This is a genomic window from uncultured Dokdonia sp. (assembly GCF_947492535.1).
GTDB lineage: Bacteria > Bacteroidota > Bacteroidia > Flavobacteriales > Flavobacteriaceae > Dokdonia.
The window spans coordinates 39,683-64,791 of record NZ_CANLNH010000020.1 but is presented as its reverse complement, the minus strand read 5'-3'; the positions used below and the strand labels follow the sequence as shown (position 1 = coordinate 64,791).

The 25,109-nt window shown below is 34.6% G+C and carries 26 protein-coding genes and 1 tRNA gene; 15 read left to right on the top strand and 12 right to left on the bottom strand.

Translation table 11 applies throughout. The features are described 5' to 3' along the window. The first annotated feature begins 224 nt into the window (after nt 1-224). The 4 genes from rplM to tsf all read left to right on the top strand — a co-directional run bounded on the left by rplM (nt 225) and on the right by tsf (nt 3,161). Nucleotides 225-680 carry a 50S ribosomal protein L13 gene (gene rplM / locus Q1A60_RS19715; protein WP_299678144.1) on the top strand — a complete coding sequence of 152 codons (456 nt, stop codon included), beginning with the start codon at nt 225-227 and terminating at the stop codon, nt 678-680. After that, nucleotides 680-1,066 carry a 30S ribosomal protein S9 gene (rpsI, locus tag Q1A60_RS19710; protein ID WP_299678141.1) on the top strand — a complete coding sequence of 129 codons (387 nt, stop codon included), beginning with the start codon at nt 680-682 and terminating at the stop codon, nt 1,064-1,066. Before rplM ends, rpsI begins: the two co-directional genes overlap by 1 nt. A 162-nt stretch (nt 1,067-1,228) precedes the next feature. After that, entirely contained in the window at nt 1,229-2,071 is an 843-nt protein-coding gene (gene rpsB, locus Q1A60_RS19705; RefSeq protein ID WP_299768721.1) for a 30S ribosomal protein S2, read from the top strand. Nucleotides 2,072-2,195: 124 nt separating this feature from the next. After that, a complete protein-coding gene (gene tsf, locus Q1A60_RS19700) occupies nt 2,196-3,161 on the top strand; it encodes a translation elongation factor Ts (RefSeq protein ID WP_299768718.1) in 966 nt (321 codons plus the stop codon). An 80-nt stretch (nt 3,162-3,241) separates the two neighbouring features. Here tsf and Q1A60_RS19695 read toward each other — a convergent pair whose 3' ends face one another. Next, nucleotides 3,242-3,958: a spondin domain-containing protein gene (locus Q1A60_RS19695; protein ID WP_299768714.1), complete on the bottom strand. Its 717-nt coding sequence runs from the start codon at nt 3,956-3,958 to the stop codon at nt 3,242-3,244. 213 nt (nt 3,959-4,171) lie between these two features. On the opposite strand from Q1A60_RS19695, the gene pyrH reads away from it, so the two are divergent. The 11 genes from pyrH (at nt 4,172) to Q1A60_RS19640 (ending at nt 17,073) form a co-directional block, all read left to right on the top strand. Next, a complete protein-coding gene (gene pyrH, locus Q1A60_RS19690; protein ID WP_299768711.1) occupies nt 4,172-4,879 on the top strand; it encodes a UMP kinase in 708 nt (235 codons plus the stop codon). 51 nt (nt 4,880-4,930) lie between these two features. Continuing rightward, nucleotides 4,931-5,488, top strand: a complete 558-nt coding sequence (gene frr / locus Q1A60_RS19685) for a ribosome recycling factor (RefSeq protein ID WP_299768708.1) — start codon at nt 4,931-4,933, stop codon at nt 5,486-5,488. 85 nt (nt 5,489-5,573) lie between these two features. Beyond that, the gene (locus Q1A60_RS19680; RefSeq protein WP_299768706.1) at nt 5,574-7,691 is read left to right on the top strand and encodes a DUF5686 family protein; all 2,118 of its coding nucleotides are present in this window, start codon (nt 5,574-5,576) and stop codon (nt 7,689-7,691) included. 65 nt (nt 7,692-7,756) lie between these two features. Next, the gene (locus Q1A60_RS19675) at nt 7,757-10,183 is read left to right on the top strand and encodes an efflux RND transporter permease subunit (RefSeq protein WP_299768703.1); all 2,427 of its coding nucleotides are present in this window, start codon (nt 7,757-7,759) and stop codon (nt 10,181-10,183) included. A 242-nt stretch (nt 10,184-10,425) separates the two neighbouring features. Then, a complete protein-coding gene (asnS, locus tag Q1A60_RS19670) occupies nt 10,426-11,868 on the top strand; it encodes an asparagine--tRNA ligase (protein WP_299768700.1) in 1,443 nt (480 codons plus the stop codon). 217 nt (nt 11,869-12,085) lie between these two features. Continuing rightward, nucleotides 12,086-12,751, top strand: a complete 666-nt coding sequence (locus tag Q1A60_RS19665; RefSeq protein ID WP_299768697.1) for a hypothetical protein — start codon at nt 12,086-12,088, stop codon at nt 12,749-12,751. 41 nt (nt 12,752-12,792) lie between these two features. Then, a complete protein-coding gene (locus tag Q1A60_RS19660) occupies nt 12,793-13,458 on the top strand; it encodes a hypothetical protein (protein WP_299768694.1) in 666 nt (221 codons plus the stop codon). A gap of 37 nt (nt 13,459-13,495) precedes the next feature. After that, complete coding sequence (locus tag Q1A60_RS19655) at nt 13,496-14,290, top strand: ATP-binding protein (protein ID WP_299768691.1); 795 nt, start codon at nt 13,496-13,498, stop codon at nt 14,288-14,290. Beyond that, complete coding sequence (locus Q1A60_RS19650) at nt 14,287-14,916, top strand: response regulator transcription factor (protein ID WP_299768688.1); 630 nt, start codon at nt 14,287-14,289, stop codon at nt 14,914-14,916. Before Q1A60_RS19655 ends, Q1A60_RS19650 begins: the two co-directional genes overlap by 4 nt. Before the next feature lie 100 nt (nt 14,917-15,016). Then, nucleotides 15,017-16,468: an RNA polymerase factor sigma-54 gene (gene rpoN, locus Q1A60_RS19645; RefSeq protein ID WP_299768685.1), complete on the top strand. Its 1,452-nt coding sequence runs from the start codon at nt 15,017-15,019 to the stop codon at nt 16,466-16,468. Further along, nucleotides 16,468-17,073, top strand: a complete 606-nt coding sequence (locus Q1A60_RS19640; protein WP_299768682.1) for a hypothetical protein — start codon at nt 16,468-16,470, stop codon at nt 17,071-17,073. The genes rpoN and Q1A60_RS19640 overlap by 1 nt, the downstream gene beginning before the upstream one ends. A 24-nt stretch (nt 17,074-17,097) precedes the next feature. On the opposite strand, the gene Q1A60_RS19635 is transcribed toward Q1A60_RS19640, so the two are convergent. From Q1A60_RS19635 to Q1A60_RS19585, 11 genes are all read right to left on the bottom strand, one after another. Then, on the bottom strand, nt 17,098-17,805 hold the full coding sequence (locus Q1A60_RS19635) for a porin family protein (RefSeq protein WP_299768679.1): 708 nt from the start codon (nt 17,803-17,805) through the stop codon (nt 17,098-17,100). A 105-nt stretch (nt 17,806-17,910) separates the two neighbouring features. Beyond that, nucleotides 17,911-18,378 (bottom strand): biopolymer transporter ExbD, encoded by a 468-nt coding sequence (locus tag Q1A60_RS19630; RefSeq protein ID WP_299768675.1) that lies wholly within the window; start codon nt 18,376-18,378, stop codon nt 17,911-17,913. Between the two features lie 4 nt (nt 18,379-18,382). Continuing rightward, a complete protein-coding gene (locus Q1A60_RS19625) occupies nt 18,383-19,000 on the bottom strand; it encodes a biopolymer transporter ExbD (RefSeq protein WP_299768672.1) in 618 nt (205 codons plus the stop codon). Nucleotides 19,001-19,006: 6 nt separating this feature from the next. Then, nucleotides 19,007-19,483 (bottom strand): hypothetical protein, encoded by a 477-nt coding sequence (locus Q1A60_RS19620; protein ID WP_299768669.1) that lies wholly within the window; start codon nt 19,481-19,483, stop codon nt 19,007-19,009. Nucleotides 19,484-19,513: 30 nt separating this feature from the next. After that, entirely contained in the window at nt 19,514-20,308 is a 795-nt protein-coding gene (locus tag Q1A60_RS19615) for a MotA/TolQ/ExbB proton channel family protein (RefSeq protein WP_299768666.1), read from the bottom strand. A 216-nt stretch (nt 20,309-20,524) separates the two neighbouring features. Further along, nucleotides 20,525-20,612: transfer RNA gene (locus Q1A60_RS19610), tRNA-Ser, on the bottom strand. A 123-nt stretch (nt 20,613-20,735) separates the two neighbouring features. Then, nucleotides 20,736-21,761 carry an asparaginase gene (locus Q1A60_RS19605; protein ID WP_299768663.1) on the bottom strand — a complete coding sequence of 342 codons (1,026 nt, stop codon included), beginning with the start codon at nt 21,759-21,761 and terminating at the stop codon, nt 20,736-20,738. Further along, nucleotides 21,758-22,879, bottom strand: a complete 1,122-nt coding sequence (locus Q1A60_RS19600) for a 1-acyl-sn-glycerol-3-phosphate acyltransferase (RefSeq protein ID WP_299768741.1) — start codon at nt 22,877-22,879, stop codon at nt 21,758-21,760. The genes Q1A60_RS19605 and Q1A60_RS19600 overlap by 4 nt, the downstream gene beginning before the upstream one ends. A gap of 74 nt (nt 22,880-22,953) precedes the next feature. Beyond that, complete coding sequence (locus tag Q1A60_RS19595) at nt 22,954-23,733, bottom strand: TatD family hydrolase (protein WP_299768660.1); 780 nt, start codon at nt 23,731-23,733, stop codon at nt 22,954-22,956. Nucleotides 23,734-23,772: 39 nt separating this feature from the next. Next, nucleotides 23,773-24,507, bottom strand: coding sequence for a tetratricopeptide repeat protein (locus Q1A60_RS19590; RefSeq protein ID WP_299768657.1), 735 nt, complete (start codon nt 24,505-24,507; stop codon nt 23,773-23,775). 2 nt (nt 24,508-24,509) lie between these two features. Further along, entirely contained in the window at nt 24,510-25,094 is a 585-nt protein-coding gene (locus Q1A60_RS19585) for a sigma-70 family RNA polymerase sigma factor (RefSeq protein WP_299768654.1), read from the bottom strand. Between the last annotated feature and the right edge of the window lie 15 nt (nt 25,095-25,109).

The window sequence follows — 25,109 nt, the reverse complement described above, 5'->3', positions numbered from 1 at the left end:
AGGATAAAAGGGATTCATAAAGTTGTAAAGTTGCACTCATTTTTGATCTAAAAATGAAAAAATAATACGAGAAACTTTGTCCTATATATATAGGCTATATTTATCCTACTAAAAACGTCATAAAATATTGCCACTTGGCTATTTGTGTAATCAATAATTAATTGTACTTTTGCAGACCCGTTTTCACGCGGGAAAATTGGAATGTTTAATTAAAATTAATTAGTGTGGACACATTAAGTTACAAAACAGTATCTGCAAACAAAGCTACCGTAAACAAGGAGTGGGTTTTGATAGACGCTGACGGACAGACGCTAGGTCGTATGTCATCTATCGTAGCTAAGTTTTTACGCGGTAAGTACAAAACCAACTTTACACCTCATGTTGATTGTGGCGATAACGTAGTTGTTATCAATGCAGAAAAGATCAACTTAACAGGGAGTAAATGGACGGACAAATCATACATCCGTCACACAGGATATCCTGGTGGGCAGCGTAGTCTTACAGCAACAGAACTCTTCGATAAAGACCCTACTCGCATCATTGAGAATGCAGTAAAAGGGATGTTACCTAAAAACAAATTAGGTAGTGCTTTATTTCGCAATTTGAAAGTGTACTCTGGATCAGAGCACGGACAAGAGGCACAAAAGCCTAGAACAATTAATCTTAACGAAATTAAGTAATGGAAGTAATTCACAAAATCGGTCGTCGTAAGACCGCTGTAGCACGTGTATATGTTTCTGAAGGAAAAGGAAACATTACCGTAAACAAAAAAGACATGGCTACATACTTCCCTACCGCTACGTTACAGTACAAAGTAAACCAACCATTGGTATTAACCGAAAATGATGGAAACTTTGACATTAAAGTAAACGTATACGGAGGTGGTATTACAGGTCAAGCAGAAGCAATTCGCCTTGCGCTTTCTAGAGCAATGTGTGAGCTAGATGCAGAAAACCGTAGCATCCTTAAACCAGAAGGTTTATTGACAAGAGATCCAAGAATGGTAGAGCGTAAGAAATTCGGACAGAAGAAAGCTCGTAAGAAATTCCAGTTCTCTAAGCGTTAATACATCGTGTATTAATCTCAGAATTAAGAAAATTAAAAATGTTGTCGTTGCTTGGTTCGCTTTCGCGAAAGCGTATACAGAATCAAGGTTAGTTTAGCATCTAAACGCTGTCACATACAGTGTTGCTAATTTAAGTCCAACGGAACGTAAACTATTACAAAAATGGCAAACAACATAGAAGTTAAAGAATTACTTGATGCAGGTGTACACTTTGGTCACCTCACAAGAAGATGGGATCCAAATATGGCACCATATATCTATATGGAGCGTAATGGTATTCACATCATTAACTTATACAAAACAGCTGCAAAAATTGAAGAGTCTTCAGAAGCTCTTAAGAAAATCGCAGCATCAGGTAGAAAAATACTTTTTGTAGCTACCAAAAAACAAGCAAAAGATATCGTAGCAGACAAAGCAGCAAAAGCAAACATGCCGTACATCACAGAAAGATGGCCTGGTGGAATGCTTACTAACTTTGTTACTATTAGAAAAGCAGTTAAGAAAATGCAAACTATCGACCGTATGAAGGCTGATGGGCGTTTTGACACACTTTCTAAAAAGGAAAAACTACAAATGAATCGTCTTCGTGAGAAGCTTGAGAAAAACTTAGGATCTATTGCAGATATGACACGTCTTCCAGGTGCATTATTTGTTGTAGATATTAAGCGTGAGCACATCGCGATTAAAGAAGCACAAAAATTAAACATTCCAATATTTGCGATGGTAGATACCAACTCTGACCCACGTCAGGTTGATTATCTTATTCCATCTAATGATGATGCTTCAAAATCTATCGATAAGATTGTAGGATACGTATCTGACGCAGTAATTGAAGGTCTTGCTGAGCGTAAAGCTGGAAAAGACGCACAAGCTGAAGGTAAAGACAAACCTGCTCCAAAAGCAAAGGCAAAAGCAGCTCCAGCTGAAAAAGCAGCTCCAGCACCGCCTGTAGCAAAAGCTGAACCAGCAAAAGTAGAAGCAGCAGCAAGCGAAGAAGAAGAATAATAAGAAATTTATTAAAGACAGAAGTCGTTTAGTTTTTTTCTTAAAGGGATTAAATTAAACGACTTTTTTTTAATGTATAACCAATGAGATTTCCACCTTTGTGGAAATGAAAATGAAAATAATTATGGCAAAAATTACAGCCGCAGACGTAAACAAGCTTAGAAAATCTACCGGAGCCGGTATGATGGATTGTAAAAAAGCATTAGTAGAAGCAGAAGGTGATTTTGACAAAGCAATTGCTATCCTTCGTAAGAAAGGACAAAAAATTGCAGAAAAAAGAGCAGACAGAGACTCTAGCGAAGGTGCTGTTGTCGCAAAAATAAATGATGATAACACAAGAGGTGTTGTTGTTTCTTTAAATTGCGAAACTGACTTCGTAGCAAAAAATGATTCTTTTGTAGCTATGGCTCGCCAAATGGCAGATATTGCATTAGGAACAAATTCTAAAGAAGAGTTCCTTGCTGCTGATTTTGAAGGCATGACTGTTGCCGAAAAATTAATCGAGCAAACGGGTGTTATCGGAGAGAAAATAGAAATAGGAGGTTTCAAAACACTAGAAGCTCCTTTTGTAGGATCTTATGTACACGGAAATAAAATTGGAGCATTAGTAGGATTATCTGCTGGTTCAGATGTATCTGCTGAAGTAGCTAAATCTGTATCTATGCAAGTAGCATCTATGGGAGCGACTACATTATCTTATAAAGATTTTGATCCTGCATACGTTGCTTCTGAAACAGAAGCAAGAATTGCTGCTATTGAAAAAGATAATATCGAGTTAGGTCGTTTAGGTAAAACACTTAAAAATGTACCTGAATATATCTCTATGTCTCAATTAACTCCTGAGGTACTTGCAAAAGCCGAAGATGATATCAAAGCGCAATTACAAGCTGAAGGGAAACCAGAAAAAATCTGGGACAAAATCGTTCCTGGGAAACTAGAGCGTTTTATTTCAGATAATACAACTCTTGATCACGAGCAGTGTCTTCTTGATCAACGTTTCATTATGGATGATAGTGTTAATGTTGCAGATTATGTAGCTAGCAAAGGAGACATAAGTGTTACAGGATTTGAAAGAGTTTCTTTAGGATAAGGAAAAAGAACATCAAATACATATAAAAAATGCGCTCCAATGGAGCGCATTTTTTTGTATTATTATTTTTCTAACTCTAATTAATTCATCCTCTCTATACTAAGAGTCGCTATAGGTTGAGCAGTTGAGTTCCCATTTCCAAAAGGAGCCCCATTATAAATATCGATAGTAGCATTTTCACTTCCACCATTAGCTTCATACGTATCTCCTAAAACAACACCTGCATCTATAGGCTGTAATGGTAATTCTGCCATATCTATTAGCGTGTTACCATCTACAACATCAAAATCACTTACACCTAAAAACCAATCTGGACTTGGATTTAATCTTGCTAGATATGTAATTCTACTTCGCACAGGTGTTACAGAAACAGAAGTAGTTACTGATGATTCAGCACCAACCGTACCTCCTGTCGTAATACTAAACAATCCATCTGTATTTTGTCCTAAAGACGCACCTATAAAAGCAGCTAGACCTTCTACATCACCAGATTCTGCATATAGAGCCATTCCATCTGATGCAATTTGACCAAGTCTATACACTGAAATCTCTGGTGCATGCACTATGGCTACAATCGTTCCAAAAGAAGCATTAGTAGGGTAATCTTGAGGATTCTCTATTTCAGTAAAACTAGTTGTCAACTCAAGGTTATAAGTAGCTGCTACTTCTCCCGATCCAGGATCTGTAGGATTTTCATCTGCAGGACCTCCATCATCATCACTTGCGCAGTTTATAAAAAAAGAAAGAATAATCAAACAACTTAGTTTGAATACTATATTTGTAAATGATCTATGCATTTTTGATTCTAATAAATATTTTGGAAAAATAAGATGCGCTAACAACAGCATATCTATTTATATTATAAATATAATAAACTTGACACTCCCAAAAGGTAAGAGTTTATAATAGTTTACATAAAAATGCATAATCACAATCACTAAAATCTTGTCTAAAAGATTTTCTTTAAAAAAGTAGTATAAGCACTATATTTGCATAATCTTTTTCAACCTATGACATACAAAAGAATTTTACTTAAGTTATCTGGCGAATCCTTAATGGGTGATCGCCAATATGGTATAGACCCTAAACGCCTATCTGAATATGCAACAGACATCAAAAAAGTGATTGACACTGGAGTTCAAGTTGCTATTGTAATAGGAGGGGGAAATATTTTTAGAGGCGTTGCTGGAGCAAGCAAAGGTATGGATCGCGTACAAAGTGATCATATGGGAATGCTAGCCACAGTAATAAATGGTCTTGCATTACAAGATGCCCTAGAAGATGCAGATATCCCAACAAGACTACAAACCGCTATAAAAATAAATGAAGTAGCAGAACCTTTTATAAGACGAAAAGCAATGCGCCATTTAGAGAAAGGACGTGTAGTTATTTTTGGAGGTGGTACAGGAAACCCATACTTCACAACAGATTCTGCAGCCGTTTTACGCGCTATAGAAATAGAAGCAGATGTTATCCTTAAAGGAACTCGTGTAGATGGTATTTATACATCAGATCCAGAAAAAGATAGTGATGCTGTAAAGTATGATCATATATCATTTGACGACGTACTCCGCAAAGGGTTAAAAGTAATGGATACGACTGCTTTTACTTTAAGTCAAGAAAACGAACTCCCTATTATCGTTTTTGATATGAATACCCCAGGTAATCTACTAAAAGTAGTGACTGGAGAACAAATAGGAACCACAGTAAACCTATAATTTAGTATATGGCGTAGTTTTTGTTAAATTGCGTTTAAAATATGTTTTATTATGAATGAAGATATTCAATTTATATTAGATAGCACAAAAGAAGCTATGGAAGGTGCTATTTCACATCTTTCTAAAAGATTACTTACTATTCGTGCTGGAAAAGCAAGCCCTGCAATGCTTCAAAGTGTTATGGTTGACTATTATGGTAGCCCTACACCTCTTTCTCAGGTAGCAAATGTAAATACTCCTGATGGACGTACTATATCTATACAGCCTTGGGAAAAATCAATCATTGCAGACATAGAACGTGCTATTATTAATTCTAATTTAGGGTTTAACCCTATGAATAATGGTGAGAGCATTATTATAAATGTACCCCCACTTACAGAAGAAAGACGTAAAGAACTTGTAAAACAAGCACGCGCAGAAGCAGAAGATGCTAGAATTGGAGTTCGTAATGACAGAAAGAGTGCTAACAATGATCTTAAAAAACTAGAAGACGTTTCTGAAGATGCTGTTAAAAATGCTGAGATTGATGTGCAAAATCTTACAGATATTTTTATCAAAAATGTAGATAATACACTTGCAGCAAAAGAAAAAGAAATTATGACCGTTTAATTCATAAGACGATCGTTAAACATATACAAAAAGCGACCACTATCGGTCGCTTTTTTAATACATTTGAATTCACTACAAACTTTCTATGTATAAAATACTTGCTGTTTTATTATGTATACAAGCTACTTCTTTTGCGCAAACTGAATCTAGCAAAACCGCAGAAGAACTTATACAAAAAGCTATCTCATTAAGAGATACAAATGATCCACGCACAGTCCTATCTAATTATACATATACCAGTTATGAAAAAACAATCATAACGGATAGCCTTAACACAAGCACACATAGTTATTTATCGGAAAAAGTAAGCAACACTTCCTATACTTCCGCTCAGGGTTTTACTGAAGACGTCATTGGATTTCAATTAGCAGGGTTTGAAAAAACACGCTATGAAGTACTTGCCGTAAATTTACAATCTCGCTCTTTTTATGATGAAGACTTTGTAGTTTTCAATACGCGATATGCAGGTATTTTATCCCGAAGAGGGGTTCGGAATTATATTTATTCTATTGTCTCATCAGATTCAAATGATGAAATACATATATCATTTACTCCAAAAAGACCTAAGGCAATTCCTGGATTATCTGGAGTTATGATCTTAGACAAAGAAAAACTTGCGCTAAAAAATGTACAGGTACGTCTTGATGATGACATAAAAATTAAATTAAACCAATCTTATATTTTCAATAAAGAAGCAAATCTGTATCTCCCTAAAAACAGGGCTCTTTTTATTGATAAAGGAAGTAGTGATAGGCGTCTTTCCTTTTTTGGAGGTCGAATTTCCATAGGCACGATACAAGAAGAAGATTTAGAAGAAATGATCACCAAAAAGTATCTTGTTTCTACAACTAGTAATAGTAATTTTTCGCTTAAAGCGAAAGAAATAAAAACACAACCCTATGCTATTACGATACAACCAGATGCTACAGAACAACTTCCAAGCTTCTGGCAGGACTATCGTTTAGAAGATTTAACCAACAAAGACAAACGAAGCTTTTCTGAAATAGAAAGAATCATTAGTGCGGAAAATATTGAACGCCGTTTGGGGACAATTAATAATTTTAGTGTTGGGTATTACAGTGTTAACTTCTTTGATTTTGATCTCACCTACCCAGTAAAATTCAACAATTTTGAAGGACTGCGTCTAGGCTTAGGAGGCGTAACGAACGAAAGCTTCTCAAAACGTTTTCGCTTAGAAGGATATGGTGCTTACGGATTTAAAGATAAAGACATAAAATACGGTGTTGGTGGAGGTGTGCTGCTCAATTCCAAAAAAGATGCTTGGCTTAGTCTAACCTATAATAGTGACCTTGAAGAGGTAGGTAATTATTCCTATTTAACAGACAGACGTGTATATTCCTTATTTGAACCACGACTCGTAAACATTAACTTGTTTTACAAACATCGCACTACAAGGACAAATCTTGAATATCGTATTGCACCAAAATTACTTTCTGAATTTCAAGTAGCACATAGACGTATAGAGCAAACTACTCCATATCGCTATATTAAAGATGGACAAGAGATCAGCAATTACAATATTTCAGAAATAACCGCAGGAGTACGATGGAGTCCTGGAAGTAAGTTTATGAAAACAAAAGCGGGTATTAATGAAGTATACGATGGCTATCCTAAAGTCACTGCTCAAATCTCTCAAAGTATAGATGGTTTAGAAGGAGATTTTAATTTTACCAAAATAGGTGCTAAAGTATTTTACAGATTAGATAGGCTTAATAAATCTGCTACAGAATTGCTAGTGGAAGGAAATGTTGGATTTGGAGATCTACCTATAACGCACTTATTCCAAGCATATCCTAATGCACCAACTAAAGAAACGATTCTTCAACGTTTTTCAGTAGCTGGTGTTAATAGTTTTGAAACCATGTTTTTTAGTGAGTTCTTCTCAGATAGACTTATCACTGCTCAACTTAAGCATAGGCTTGCCCCTTTCAATTTTGGCAAGTATTTCAAACCTGAAATGGTTTTTATCACTCGATTTGCTATAGGAGACATTAGCAACCCTGAAGATCATTTAGACATTCAATTTGGATCTTTAAAAGAAGGCTATACAGAAACTGGCTTTGAAATCAACAAACTACTTTTTGGTTTTGGAACTAGCTTCACCTACAGATATGGCGCCTATCATTTGCCTAATTTTGAAGACAATATTGCTTTTAAATTCACTTTTAATTTACAACTTTAGAAAAGTATCTTACCTCTCGGATTTTCTTTAATAAAAGAATACCTTTGCGACTGTAAAGAAAGGTAATGGCAAAATTTTTAAGTTCGGGATTTTGGGAGAGCATTGCAGGAGTTATCCTGCGTAATAGGCCTCTTATTCTTATCCTCATTTTGTCTACTACCATTTTTTTAGGCCTTCAGTGGCAACACATGCGATTTACCTACACAGAAGCAAATCTCCTTCCAGATGACCATGAAGTTAACTTAGAATACAACAAGTTTCTTGATAAGTTTGGAGAAGAGGGCAATCTTATTGTCATCGGTATTAAAAACGATAGCCTATTTACACCAAATATTTTAAATGCTTGGAACGACTTATCACAAAAGATTGATCAATACTCCGAAGTTACGCTATCCATATCACTCAAAGATCTTAAGTTATTAGACAAACAAGAGAATCCAGCTAGATTTGATTTAAAATCATTTATTCCAGACAGCGTCACTTCATCAAAGCAAGCATCTGATTACAAAAAACAACTTTTTAATGACCTCCCTTTTTACGAGAATTTAATCTACAATAAGGAAACAGGGACTGTACGATCTGCTATTTATCTAGATAAGGAAATCGTAAATACCCCTGTAAGAAGAGATTTTATTGTCAATGATCTAAAACCACTTATTGAAAAATTTGAAGCAGATTCTGGTCTTAAAGTTCGCACCAGTGGAATGCCATATATACGTACACTCAATTCACAAAACATTATTGATGAGATAGGCTGGTTTGTGGGTGGTGCATTGGTTGTAACTTCATTATTATTCTTTTTCTTTTTTAGATCTTATCGAGCAACATTTATATCTATGATTACAGTAATCGTAGGAGTTATGTGGGCTTTTGGATTCTTGGGATTATTAAAATATGAAATTACTGTGCTTACCGCACTGATTCCTCCACTCATCATTGTGATAGGAATTCCTAATTGTATTTTTCTAATCAATAAATACCAACAAGAGTATAAAACACATGGTAATAAAGTAAAGGCACTCCAACGGGTGATTACTAAAGTAGGAAACGCCACGTTGATGACAAACATTACCACTGCATCCGGATTTGCTACATTTATTTTAACGGAGAGTTCGTTGCTTAAAGAATTTGGAGTCGTAGCCAGTATTAATATTATAGGGATATTTTTACTCTCTTTATTGATTATTCCTATCATCTATAGTTATATGCCACCGCCTAAGGAGAAGCATTTAAAACATTTGGGTAAAAACTGGATTGAAGGCTTTGTTGACTGGATGGAGCGCATGGTAAGAACACAACGTATTGCTATTTTTATAGTTAGTATTATCCTGCTAACCGCTAGTATGATTGGCATTAATCAGATACGTGTTTCTGGTAGTCTCATAGAAGATATGCCAAAAAACACTTCCTTTTTTAAAGACATTAAGTTTTTTGAACAGGAGTTTGATGGCATTATGCCTTTAGAAATCTTAATAGATACTAAGCGCAAAAAAGGGGTAATGAAACTTGCCACTTTAAAACGCATGGAAGAATTAAGCATTGTGATAGAAGAACAACCCGAGTTGTCAAAACCTGTTTCTATTGTAAACTTGGTCAAATACGCAAAACAAGCGTATTACAATGGTTCTCCAAAATATTACCAACTCCCTAGTAGTAATGAGCGTAATTTTATTCTGCCCTACACGAGTAGTTTTTCTGATCAAACCAATCTTATGGGTGCCTATGTAGATAGCACAGGACAATATGCCCGTATTACTACCTTTATGAAAGATATAGGCACCGACAAAATGGAGCGTGCCGAAGAAAATTTAAGAACCAAAATAAAAACGCTATTCCCAGAAGATCGATATGAGGTCACTCTTACTGGAAAAGCATTGGTTTTCCAAAAAGGAACCAATTACCTGGTAAACAATCTTATTATTAGCTTATCCCTAGCCATCCTGCTTATTGCTCTATTTATGGCTTGGATGTTTCGATCTTTTAAGATGATTTTAGTTTCGCTGATTCCTAATATATTACCACTATTGATAACAGCAGGGATGATGGGTTTCATAGGCATTCCTATTAAACCCTCCACCATATTGGTTTTTAGTATTGCTTTTGGGATTTCTGTAGATGATACAATTCATTTCTTAGCTAAATACAGACAAGAACTACGCGCTAGCAAATGGAGAATTAAAAAATCGGTATATGCTTCGCTACGTGAGACGGGTGTGAGTATGTTTTATACCTCTATTGTCCTTTTCTTTGGATTTTCAGTATTTATGATTAGTAGTTTTGGAGGAACCGTGGCACTAGGAGGTCTTGTAAGTGCAACATTATTATTTGCCATGCTCGCCAATTTATTATTACTTCCTTCTTTATTACTTTCGCTAGAACGCAGTATTGCCAACAAGAAAACACTTAAAGAACCTGCGCTTCAAATTATCGCAGAATTACCCGAAGATCAGCAAGCTGAAAAAGACAAAACCGAAGGAGATTCTAAAGACTAATCTATCACAAACACCCGTGAATACTAGAGGATTCTTTTCTATATGCTTTCGCGAAAGCGTATAACCAAAAATTGCCCTCCAAAAATACGCTGTCAATTTCAAAACATCATTTATATTTGCGGTTCTCAATCCACCATACCTTAAACGGGACATAAGAAGGTGATTGAGAAAACATCATTTAAGTTTCAACTGTAAACGTTGAAGGAATCAAAACCCATGACGGGTTTAAAAATAGTATGAACATGACCTATATCTCTGTAATTGATCTTTTAGCAAGTGATGCTATACATCAGGAGTTCACTGTAAAAGGATGGGTACGCTCGTTTAGAGCTAATCAATTTATTGCACTTAACGATGGATCTACCATCAAAAACATACAATGCGTCGTAGACTATGAAAATATGGACGACGCGCTTTTAAATCGTGTCAATACGGGTGCGGCTATTGTGGTCACTGGAATTCTTGAAGAAAGTCAAGGAGCTGGACAGCGTGTAGAGATCAAAGTGAAATCTATAGAAATAGAAGGAGATGCAGATCCAGAAGAGGTAAAACTTACCATCTTATCACCTAAACGTCATACACTAGAAAAGCTACGAGAGCAAGCACACTTACGTGTTCGCACCAATACCTTTGGCGCGATTATGAGAATGCGTTCTAAGCTTTCTTTTGCTGTGCATCAATATTTTAATGAGCATGGTTTTTACCAAGCACATACACCTATGATTACAGGTAGTGATGCAGAAGGTGCCGGAGAAATGTTTCAGATAACGGGATTAGATTTAGAAAATCTTCCTAAAAAAGAAGATGGAAGCATCGATTATAGTCAGGACTTCTTTGGAAAAGAAACCAACCTTACGGTTTCTGGACAATTGGAGGCAGAGACGTATGCCCTAGGATTAGGTAAAGTATATACATTTGGACCTACCTTCAGAGCAGAAAATAGTAACACATCACGTCACCTTGCAGAATTCTGGATGATTGAGCCTGAAGTGGCTTTTAATGACTTAGATGCCAACATGGATCTTGCAGAAGATTTTATAAAGTACGTGATAAGCTATGTGTTAGAGCATTGTCAAGATGACTTAGAATTTCTAGAAAAACGTCTTCTAGAGGAAGACAAGAAAAAACCACAAGCTGAACGTTCAACCATGTTACTACGTGAAAAATTGGAATTTGTTATCAATAACAATTTTAAGCGCGTAAGCTATACCGAAGCAATTGCGATATTACGTAATAGTAAGCCTAACAAGAAAAAGAAATTCCAGTATCTGATAGATGAATGGGGAGCAGATTTACAGAGTGAGCATGAACGTTATCTTGTAGAAAAGCATTTTGAATGCCCTGTAATTCTTTTTGATTATCCTGCAAACATCAAAGCATTTTATATGCGTTTAAATGAAGATGGAAAAACAGTACGCGCTATGGATATTTTATTCCCTGGCATTGGAGAAATTGTAGGTGGATCGCAACGAGAAGAGCGTTTGGATGTTTTGAAAGAAAAAATGGCGGCTTTAGATATTCCTGAAGAAGAGTTATGGTGGTATCTAGACACACGTAAATTTGGCACCTGTGTTCACAGTGGCTTTGGGCTTGGTTTTGAGCGCCTAGTACTTTTTGCAACCGGTATGACCAACATACGAGACGTGATTCCTTATCCTAGGTTTCCAGGACATGCTGAGTTTTAATCGCAAGGCGATAGCTAAGGAATTAATTCTCTAAAACTTGTTTCGAAGGTTATTTATAAAAAAATAAATATCGCATCCTTGGATTGAGAAGGTTATTTATTCTAGGCAGTATACAACATCAAAAAGGGGCTTTCGCCCCTTTTTTTTTGTGATTACTACCCGTATCATTGTACCTTACAAAAAATCACATTCATAACCACTAAAACCAAAAACAATTATGAAACTTTTAAATCTTATGATTCCACTCACAATGATGGCACTCGTGCTTGTTGATTGTAAGGGAGATCACACTAATAATGAAGACGATGGTAATAATGGTCCACCAACTGTTGTTGTAGTAGAAAGACCAGATATGGCTATTGAACTTGATGAAGCTATTGCTTTATATCAAAACTACGGAGCAAATAGAGTTAAACTTATTGAAGACCATGAAAACGAAGAAGTAGGAGAAGTTGATAATTTTCAAGCTACACGTTCCCTCACGTTTAACTACAAAGAGTTAAGACAATACTTAGATTATGTAGAACAAGAAGCTAAAAAAGCTGACACTGAGATATTAGGACTTCGTGTATACTTAGGACAATATGATATAGAAGGTCGTCATCCTAATTCTGGGACTGTATTTTTTAACCCTACGATGAAAAAGGGTGATAATGAAGTTGCCTTTGCTATTCAAAACCAAAATGGAAATCCTACAGCAGTTCCTGTAGGGCAATTACAGGAATATTATCTTAAAATTGGTAAAATCAAAACTCCTGGAAAAGCAAACTTAGTATTAGTTCAAGATGATGATGACATTACTAGTTTAGCTGCAAATCGTGGAGGAAAGAGACCACCTCCGTCTACAGATGATGACGATTATGATGATGGAAACAATAATTAAAAGATATAGTAATTATTAGCATATAGGAATAGAAAGTATCTATGGAGTTTTTAGACAACCTACAATTTACGTCTCTCTTTATTACAGCTATAATAGCTACTTTCTATTTCTATAAATATAAACACACAGAATTAAAATTATTCTTATTCTTATTCTGGTATATTGCCATTAATGAAATAATAGCTGTTAAATATTGGGAGCATTACAACACAACAAATAAGTTTTTTTACAACATACTTGATATTACTCAATTTTCTATAATTATCTGGGTTTTAATGAAAAGTATTAATGATCCTAAAGGTCTTCGACAGAAAATTTTAAAAATCTTATTATATAGCCTTTGGTTATTTTATGCTATTAATATCTTATTTGAGAATCCCATAAACACTTCATTAGACTATGCGTTTATTTATGGTGCTATTATAACTGTAATTTCTATTATGTATTATCTAATAGATCTTATAAAAAGTACTCGAATTTCAAAAATCAAAAAAGACTTATTATTATGGATTAATATCGGTTTTCTAATATTTAATATCTCATATCCAATTATAATTGCGACTCAAAAATTTTATGACCCATCAGATATCGATAATAGATTACATGAAATACAATTACCCGCTGTTTTATATACAATTATCATAATTTCTAACCTAGTAATCATTTTTGGATTTATATGGTCTGAAAAAAGGTCTCAACTTAATTAGTTATATTTAATATCATTAACCAATTTATTAAAGAAATTTGCCATATTATGTAATCAAACCAGACAATAACACGCTGATACTAGCATTAGTATCAATAACTATTTTATTATTGTTATTAATTGTAGTAGGGGTATTATTTTCTGTTTTTATCAGACGTAAAAATGAACTTTTGATAGAACAACAAGACTCTCAAAAACGTTTTGAACGAGAGATTGCTGAGTCCCAAATAGAAATTAGAGAAGAAACCTTACGAAATATTAGTTGGGAATTGCATGATAATATAGGCCAGTTATTAACTCTGGCTAAAATACAAACACAAAATGCTGGCAGTGATCAAGCACAACTAGACGAAGCAGCACAAACCATAGGAAAAGGACTTACAGAAATACGAGCCTTGTCTAAGCTTATTAATCCAGAAGCGCTCAAAAACATGACGCTTGTTGAAGCATTAGAACTAGAGTTAGATCGTTTTACGCGTATGGAATATCTAACCACGAGTTTAAAAGTAACTGGAGTTCCAATTGAAATAGATAAAAAAATAGGGTCTATTATTTTTAGAATATTTCAAGAGTTTTTCACCAATACGATTAAACATTCTAAAGCAAGTCATCTAGATGTTTGTATCACATATACCAAAGACAGTTTAGATATTAAGGCTAAAGACAACGGGATTGGGTTTGATATGGCTTTCGCGAAAGCGAAAAAAGGAATAGGACTTTCAAATATAGAGTCTAGAGGAAAATTGATTGGCGCTACGATTGAAGTCTCGTCAAAGGAGGGAGATGGTACTGAAATGCATCTTTCATACACATCAAAAAACGACATCACATGAACAAACTTGTAGTAGTAGACGACCATACATTGCTCTCACAAGCCATTAGTGGCCTTGTAAATTCTTTTGAAGATTTTGAAGTATTATACACTTGCAAAAACGGACAAGAACTTGTAGATCAGCTCGTTTTTGAAAATAAACGTCCAGACATCGTTCTCATGGATGTCAACATGCCTATTATGGACGGCATTGAAACCACCGCCTATCTTAAAGAGCATCATCCCAATATAAAAGTACTGGCCCTTTCTGTAGAAGAAGAAGAGCGTACCATCTTAAAAATGCTCCGTGCTGGTGCAAAAGGATATTTGCTAAAAGACACTGAAAAATCGGTCTTAGAAAGTGCCTTAAAAGAACTAATAAGTCAAGGGTTTTATCACACCAATACCGTCGCTCAAATCTTAGTGCGAAGTCTACATGAGGAGAGTTCGCTTACCCTTAAGGAACGAGAACTCGAATTTATAAAACATGCCTGTACAGAAATGACCTATAATGAGATAGCAGATCGTATGTTTTTAAGCCCAAAAACGGTGCAAGGCTATAGAGATAGTGTCTTTTCTAAATTGAATTTAAAAAACAGAACAGGTTTAGTTATTTATGCCATAAAGCATGGGTTGTTTAAGCCTTAACCAAGGATTATAGTTTATTTTTTTCAGTAGCTTCAGTAATTACTATTTCTATAACAAAATAGAACGCGTTGGTCTTCTCTCTTTTGCTTATTTTTGTTACATGCTGAAACAACAACTTAATTTTAAACTCTCTCAAAAGCTATCTCCTCAACAAATACAGTTGATGAAATTGATTCAATTGCCTACACAGGCTTTTGAACAAAAGATAAAACAAGAGCTTGAAGAAAACCCTGCGCTAGATAGTGGCAAGGAAGAAGTTAAGGATGAATTTGATGAGTTTAGTAATATTGAAGAAGATTTTGGAAATGATACTATAGAAACCGATATCAATGTAGACGAATACTTAAGCGATGATGAAATTCCTGACTATCGGTTAAGCGCTAATAATTATAGTATAGATGATGAAGATAAGCAAGTACCTTATGCTTCAGGAACTTCGTTTAATCAATACTTAAAGACACAACTCAATACCTTTCGTTTATCACAAGAAGAACGTGATATTGCTGAATTTATCATTGGAAGCCTTGATGAAAGCGGTTATTTAAGAAGGTCTCTTGAAGATTTAATGGATGATCTTGCATTTACTCAAAATGTATATACGACAGAAGAAAAAATAGAAGAGGTACTGTTTACAGTACAAGAACTGGATCCTTCTGGAGTTGCAGCTCGTAATCTAGAGGAGTGTTTGATTTTACAGCTTTCGCGAAAAACACCTACGAAGTCCGTAGAACTTGCGATAGCGATTCTTGAAAAGTCTTTTGATCACTTTAGCAAGAAGCATTACAAGAAATTAATGTCTAAGTTCTCTATTTCTGAAGAAGAACTTAAAAACGCCATACAAGAAATTGAGCATTTAAATCCAAAACCTGGAGGCTCCTACGCTAGTAATACAAAAATAGTAGAGCATGTAGTTCCTGATTTTACGATACGCATTGTAGAAGGGGAATTAGAACTTTCACTCAATGGTCGTAATGCACCTGAGTTAAGAGTTTCGAGAGACTACAGTAATATGCTTAAAGGATATAAAGCCTCTAAAGAAAAAACAAAAGCGCAAAAAGATGCGGTTATGTTTATAAAACAAAAACTAGATGCTGCTAAATGGTTTATAGAAGCCATTTTACAACGCCAGCAGACATTATTTGTAACCATGAGTGCTATTATGTACTATCAAAAAGAGTATTTCCTTACAGGTGATGAACGTAGTTTACGTCCCATGATATTGAAAGATATTGCCAATGAAATTGACATGGATGTATCAACCGTTTCTCGTGTAGCAAATAGTAAGTATGTAGATACACCTTACGGGACAAAACTTATTAAAGAGTTCTTCAGTGAGAGTATGACAAATGATCAAGGTGAAGAAGTATCTACACGTGAGATTAAGAAGATTTTAGAAACTGTTATTGAAGAAGAGGATAAGAAAAAACCACTGACTGACGATAAATTAGCAGGTATTTTAAAAGAGAAAGGATATCCTATAGCTAGACGTACTGTAGCAAAATACAGAGAACAATTAGATCTTCCTGTTGCAAGACTCCGCAAACAAATCTGATGAAGTATCTCTTACGAAGTCTATCCTATATTTTTCATCCACTATTGATGCCAATAGCGGGCGTACTACTCTATTTTAAAATTTCACCTAGGTTTTTTAATGCTTCGTTTCTTTTTTCTAAGCTTTTTGCTACGGCAATCATGACTGTTATCATACCTATTTTAAGCTATTATATGCTTAAAAACTTAAATTTGGTATCAGATATTCATCTTAAAAATGTAAAAGAGCGTCGTTATCCTTTATTAATGCAATTATTCTTTACGTTTTTATTGATTCAAATTGTTTTTAAAGGATATGAGATTCCAGAACTTCATTTTTTCTTTGTTGGCATTTTAGGATCAAGTCTAGCGGCTTTTATATTAGTACTCTTTAATTTTAAAACAAGCCTTCATATGATAGGTGTCGCTGGTTTGACTACATTTATTATTGGGCTTAGCATTCATTTCAATCAAAATCTACTTCTTCTCATCGGATTCTTGATTATAGGATGTGGTGGTACAGCAACTTCGAGATTAGATGCAAAAGCACATACATATCCAGAATTGATTATCGGTTCTTTTGTAGGAGCACTACCCCAACTTATGTCATTTAAATATTGGATATAAAAGGGAGCAGCAAGTAAAATACCATTACAAGAAATAAAACTGAAGTCCCAAACGAATTACTTGTAGGTTTACATTCTCTCTATTAATAACAGCATCGTCATTAAATAACGTATTTAAACCATAATACGTTTGAAAGTTGAAAGCACCATAACCAAAAGCAAATGTCAACCCATATTGCAATTTATTTAACTCTGGAAGATCTGTTTGATTTACTTCATTACCTTCTTGAATAAATGTAGATTTAAATCGAAAAATATACCCTAACTGTACACCTGCATGAATACGCCAAAAAGCATACTTTGTTGGAGTTGATGTTCTCCATCGGTATTGTATAGGCATTTCTAATGTATAAAAGGTAAACCTATTTTTATCTTCATTTATATCATCTGCAATTGTAGAAAATATAGTTGTATTACCATCTCCTTCTTCACCTATAAAAAGATCTTGATTAAATGTATCTATAGAAACACCTAAGCCAACTCCTATGGCCTTATTACGACGTTTGTTAAAAGGCATATCACGTATAAAACCCAACTGTAAACTACCACTAAGACCATTTTGTGATATTCCTTCGGGTTTATTAGACAATAAATTAAATGTAACTCCAATATAAACTTGATCTTCTCGATACAAAGAATCAACTACCGTATATTCTTCAATTTCTTCTTGACCTAAAACTGTGTGAATATTACATAACAAAAAGAGTAGTATATAAAAAGAAAGATATTTCACAAGATTGGATTTATAACAAAGATACAAGAAATGAACACTATGAATAAACATAAAAAAACGCCTTGAATGATCAAGGCGTTTTTTTACTAATATAAAATTTTGATTTTATTCGACTGCACTATTAGGCGTAGTAATAAAAATGATTTTAGGCAGATTTGCTTCACGCAATTCTTGCTTCACATCATATACTAATCCTGCTTCTGCATCTTGATCAATTTTCAAAGCAACAATTGCTGAACTCTGAAGTTCTTGTCGAAGTGTACTTACTTCTTGTAGGATAGCTGTTTTAACTTCACTAACATCTACAATACGATCACCAATTTGTACGATTGCCTCTTTAGATTTTCCTTTATAATTATCACTAGGTTTACCAATATAGATAAAAACTGTTCTTGATTTGTCAAGTTTTTCAATTTGATCTGCTGGAGGCAATTGATTTAAAACTTTAAGATCATTTTTTCTAAGTACAGTAGCTACCATAAAGAAAAACAGTAACATAAATACAATATCAGGTAATGAAGCTGTATTTACTGGAGGAAGTTCTCCTCCTTTTTTCTTTTTAAACTTTGACATAGTATTAATTACTTTTAGGTTCTGCTTCAGATAGTTTAAATGGGATTAGTGTTCTAACCTGCTTTAATTTTTCTTTAGCTTTTTCTTCATTTCCTTCATAGTTTCCAGCGTCTATTGCCGCCTTAACTTCTGTATATTTCCATCCAAAAAGTCTTTGTGACTCTCTATCTCTAAGTTCATTATAGGCTGCTCCTAATTCGTTTTGAACAGCTATATATGTAGTGTAATCTGTTTTTCTTGCACTACTCATAGAGATAATAGCCTTATCTGGATTATCTGATGAACTTGGACTACGACTTCCTTGACAGAAATCACAATATCCTTCTTGTCCAGCTGGAATTCCACCATTATCTAAGAAATCTATAGCCGCTTGACGTAAATCTTTTAACTCCATTGGCTCATCTTCTACTAGAAGATCATTATTACTGTTTACCAATACCACAAACAAATTCTTTTGCTTGATAATTGGAGGCACAATATTCTCATCCAGTGGAGGTGGCAATTGCCTTACTAATCCTTTATCTTTATCTATAGTTGTAGTAACTAGAAAGAAAATAAGAAGCAAGAACGCAATATCTGCCATAGATCCTGCATTAATTTCGGGTGCTGAGCGTTTTGCCATAATAAATTATTTTACGAGTTTCTTTGCTCCTGAGAACAACATTAATCCGATAGCAGTAGCAGCCAATATAAAGAATGAATTTATACCTGCACCTACCCATTTCATGATATTAGGCGTAAGCTCTATATCTTGTTTTGCAGCTGCTTTCATAATGTCTTCAGGTATCGCATCTGATGCCACGAAATATGAAATAGCTATTACAAGTAAGAAAATACCAACACCTATTAATACATTTTTAGCATTACCACTGAAAAGTCCTTTTATAACAAAGATTATAACTAGCACTAGAATCAAAGCTAATACGATATACCCAATAGTCATTAAATTACCAATACTAGAAGGTACGTCTACTGCATTTATTCCTAAAGCTTTCACCTCCTCTTGAAGTGGCTCACTATCTATTGTCCATACAATACCAGCAAATATCATAGCGATAACACCAATGACACCTACTACTATTTTTAATATTTTATGTAATCCCATAATTTTTTAAAGTTTTTAAGGTATTACTAATTATTTTTTATGCTTCACTAACATATCGATTAGAGTGATTGAAGAATCCTCCATATCATTTACAATACTATCAATTTTAGCAATAATGTAATTATAGAATATTTGAAGTATAATAGCTACGATTAATCCAAATACGGTTGTAAGAAGTGCTACTTTAATACCTCCTGCTACCAGTGCTGGATTCATATCTCCTGCTGCTTCAATTTTATCGAATGCTTGAATCATCCCGATTACCGTTCCCATGAAACCAAGCATTGGTGCTAATGCGATAAATAATGAGATCCAAGAAACATTCTTTTCTAATTGTCCCATTTGTACACCACCATAAGAAACTACAGCTTTTTCTGCTGCTTCAACTCCTTCACCTACACGATCAAGACCTTGATAGTATATGGAAGCAACTGGCCCTTTTGTGTTACGGCAAACTTCTTTTGCAGCTTCAACACCACCACTATTTAATGCATCTTCTACACTTTGAGATAGTTTTTTACTATTCGTAGAAGCTAAGTTTAAGTATATAATTCTTTCTATTGCGATAGCTAAACCTAAGATAAGACATAAAAGAACAATCCCCATAAACCCAGGTCCTCCTTCTATAAAACGTTTCTTTAAATCTTGTGTAAAAGATAGTTCTTCATCTGCTGTATCGTCTTGAAATGTTGCTCCTGAATCAACACTAGCAACTATTTGCTGTACTTGAACTGGAAGGGTTGTTTGCGCATTGCTGGCTTTAGTTGTAAAAGTCCCTAAAGCTACAACAGCTGCGATTGCCATAATAGAGAATAATTTTTTCATTGCTCTTGATCTTAAATTTAAATTAGTAAAGGGTTAAATATAGTAATTAATTAGATTAATTCTGAAAAAAATAGCAGATAGAAACTCATTATGCTTCATAGGAAGCATATCATATACCTCAGACTTGCTTAATTAGAGTGGAATAGCTTTTTTAAGTATAAAACGTTTCTATTTGTAAGAACTTATAATAAAGAGCATAAAGCACTCTTTATTAAGCAGAGAGGAAGGGATTCGAACCCTCGATACGCTTTTGACGTATACACGCTTTCCAGGCGTGCGCCTTCGACCGCTCGGCCACCTCTCTAAAAATTACATCATCTAATACCTTAACGTTAATTTAATATATTTAGACAATGCAGTTACCTTCATCAAAAGGAGTGCCAAATAACAAAAAAAAACTGACCTGCTAAAAAGATATATCTTAAATTTATGTAAGCTCTCCTCTTAAAGGGGTTTCATAAACTGATTTAAAGACTTTTGGACCTAATTCTTGTCCTAACAAATACATCATTTTTGTAATTGCTGCTTCTGTAGTAATATCTCTTCCACTAATCACACCTACTTTCTTAAGTGCTACACTTGTCTCATAACTACCCATTTGCACACTTCCTGCAGTACACTGCGTCACATTAACGACAGGAACACCTTTTTTAATACTTGCTTTTAGAGCATCGATAAACCATGTCTCTGTAGTTGTATTACCAGATCCATAGGTCTCTAACACAACTCCTTTAACATCTTCCATAGCAAGCATACCTAATACCAGACTCTTAGGAATACCAGGATACATTTTTAACAGTAACACATCTGTAACAAGGCCTTTATGTACTTTAAAAGGTTTCTTTCTTGGCTTAAAAAGCAATTCATGGCTTACAGAAAGATGAACTCCTGAAGTGATTAAAGGTGGGTAATTAGGTGAATCAAATGCTTCAAAATGCTCAGCACTTACTTTTGATGTACGATTTGCTCTGTATAATTTATATTCAAAATAGAGACATACTTCTTGTACAACAGGTTTATTTCTTTTTTGCAAAGCTGCAATTTGAATCGCTGTAATTAAATTTTCTTTCGCATCTGTCCTTAAATCTCCAATAGGCAATTGAGATCCTGTAAAAACAACAGGTTTATTCAAGTTTTCTAACATAAAACTGATCGCAGAGGCTGTATAGCTCATCGTATCACTTCCATGCAAAACCACAAAACCTTGAAATTTATCATAATTTGAGCTGATCAAATCACATAATTCATTCCAATATTCAGGATTCATATTTGACGAATCAATAGGAGTTTCAAAAGAAGACGTGCTAATATCACAATCTAACAGTTGAAGTTCAGGAATGTTCTGTAATAATTGATCAAAGTCAAAAGCTTTTAAAGCTCCTGTCTCATAATCTTTAATCATACCTATAGTACCTCCAGTGTATATTAAAAGTATACTAGGTTTTGTACTCATAACTTAGATGTATTAATCACAGGGTTTGCATACATTAATAAGAAACTATCAATCTCCAATTGATTTTCTTTATTCACTCTACGCTCTAAACGCCTTTCAAAATGGCGCAATTCTTTTTCATCGTAGTAAGATGCATACTCTGTCGTATTATGATATAAATCATATGCTATATAATTAGAAGGCCATAATTTATAATGACGATGTATGCTTTTATCTATTTCTGAAGCCAATCGTTTTAATTTTTCATTATCGCTTTGTGCCTCTTTCTCTATCTGATCATAAATAGATGCATCTAGAGGAGCTGCTTCTATATGAATACGTTTTTTAAACCCTAATGCACCCTTAAGAATACTATTAAAGTCTTCATTATTTGTTTTTATATAAGGTACGTTTTCTTGCTTAGCCACAATTTCAGGAACCTTTAGAATATCTGTAGGATCATACTCATATGAAATAGCAATTGGAACAATATCAAGCTCCTTTATATATTGTAACAAAGGCGTTTTTCCTCTGGCCATGGTAACCATCTTAAGTACGCCTTGTTGTGTAAGATCATTACCATCTTTTGTACGTCCTTCTCGTTGTGCCATCCATACAGATCGTCCTTCAGATAATAAGAACTGCATATATTCAGATAAAAGCTTCGAGCTTTTTAGTAATTCTCTAGGAGATTGATTACGGAGTACCAAAAAATTTCTATTAAGCTTAGATAATGCCATCAAGAATTCTTTTTGTACTAGGTTATCTCCTATTGCAGAGGCTGTCGTAATCAATCCATTATCTATTAAGCCTACATTAATCAATGATGTATCTAATACGATATCACGATGGTTTGATATATAAAAATAAGGTTTATTAGGTAGTAACGTATCAAAACCTGCTGTAGAGAAACCTTCGGAGCTTTTTGCTAATAGGTTCTGAACTGATTTGTAAATTACTTTGGTTTGAAAATCATGGATGGAATGACACTGTGATAGTATCTCCTGAATTTCGCTCATCGATGCGTTTGGAAATGTAAACTGCAATAGCACTTTAAACATAGGATGTCTAGAAGCTTGTTGTAAAGCCTTATTTACTTCGCTGTCGTGATACGGTCGTATGTGATCAAATATGGAGATAATACTACATTTAGGTTATTAGCCACAAAAGAAACAAAATTATTTCAGTTTACTCTATTATATATAGACTAAGTTTAGATTGCTTTTATATTCATAAAAACAGCATTTGCATTTTCTGAAGTGATTCTTGCAATTTCATCTAGCGGTTTTTGATAAATAGTCGCCATTTTTTCAGCAACTAACGTTACATAGCTACTTTCATTACGCTTTCCTCTGTACGGCACAGGACTTAAATAAGGAGCATCGGTTTCCAAAACAATATGCTCTATTGGAATTTCAGCTAAAAACTGATCAATTTTCCCATTCTTAAATGTTACAACGCCTCCTATTCCTAACTTCAAATTATAGCCTATTGCCTGTAACGCTTGTTCTTTTGTTCCTGTAAAGCAATGGAAAATACCAAAAAGATCATCTCCTTTCTCACTTTCGAGTACTTCAAACACCTCATCAAATGCCTCCCTACAATGTATCACTATAGGTAATTTATATTTTTTTGCTAACTGTATCTGTCGTTTAAATGCATCTATCTGTATACCTAATGTACTTTTATCCCAATACAAATCAATTCCTATCTCCCCTACTGCATAAAAGGATCGTTTTTCAAACTGAGCCTCAACATGTGCCAATTCTTCTTCATAATTTTCTTTTACATGTGTAGGATGTAATCCCATCATTAAAAACATATGGTCTGGATAAGCAGTCTCTAAATCATACATACGTTGTGTGTATTCAGAGTCTATGGCAGGAATAAAAAAGCGTGTAACGCCAGCATCAATTGCTCGTTGAATCATCAAATCTTGATCTTCATCAAATGCTTCACTATATAAATGGGTATGGGTATCTGTAAATTGCATGGGTCAAAAATAGAAATAGCCTACAACCTAACCTAACACTTATAGTTTTTTAAGAAGTTCTTGTGCTTCTTTATAGTTTTCCGCCTCCTGAGGCAAACGTTCTAGGATTTGCTTACATCGATCTGTATCCCCTTGTTTTAAATAACTCAACGCATGATACCATTGTGCTTTGTATTTAAAAATAGAAGTCCCATTACTTAAATTTTCAAAAATCGATGTTGCTTTAGCATAGTCTTCTGTTTCGACAGAAGCAATTCCTTTGTAAAATAGTACTTGTGTATTCTCAGGATCGTCAGCTAGAATCGTATCAAATTGAGCAATAGCTTCATTATACTCCCCATTGTTAAATGCTTTTTCCGCTTTCGCGAAAGCGGACACATCACCACCCCTTTCTACCAAGTCTATAGTTCCTTTAAAAGAATAATCGTCATAGCTTACCGCCTGCATCTGAATCCAAAATGTAATACCGAATAATACGATCACACAGGCTGCAACGAGATATCGCAATGGTTTAAAGGAAATAACCTTCACTTCTTTTTTAGGGGTCATCGTTGTTTTTAAATGCTGATCTGCTAGTGTTTCCAACGTATCTTTAAATGCTACGCGTTCTTCAGATAGCTGATGACTTAAGTGTCCGTTTACCTCTTTAAAAATGGTAAATGCATCTTTAAGTGCTGGTTCTGTTTTTAATCTTGACTCTAAGGCGTTTTTTGCTTCGGGAGAAAGCGCTCCTTGTAGATAATCGTCAAAAAGTAGTATGGTTTTCTCGTCCATGACTATAGATTTTTAAGGGTTTGGTACTGAGCAGATCCTTGCACCATCTTCGTAAGCTTGCCTACACAAAGTGATTTTTTCTTCCGAGCATATGCATAAGAAACATCTAGTTTTTTCGCTACTTCCTCCATAGATTTAATAGAAAAACTAAGTTTTAAAAGTTTCTTACAGGCATCACCCATCTGTTCGAGCATTTGATTAAATAAGCTTGCTCTGTCTTCATACAAGGCCGTTTGATCTGCTTGCTGTTGTACATGTATATCTATAGATGTAACCTCATCATTAATTGTTACCCCTTCCGGTTTATTTTTTTTTAGAACGTTGAGCCACTTCCGTTTACATATTAGGAAAAAGTAAGCATCAAAAGGACAGGTAAGTGTGAGTCCTTTAGTTTTTGCTTGATCATATATCGTGATGAGTGCTTCTTGAATAATATCTCTAGCAGCAGATTCATCGCCACTATTCTTTTGAATATACCCAACCACTTTAGGAGCAAAACGAGTATATATTTCAGCAATGAGTTTATTGTCACTTACAAGTAATGCCTGTACATATTTCTGATCTGCATGTACTTTGTGATCTCCCATTTTTGCTGGATTTAT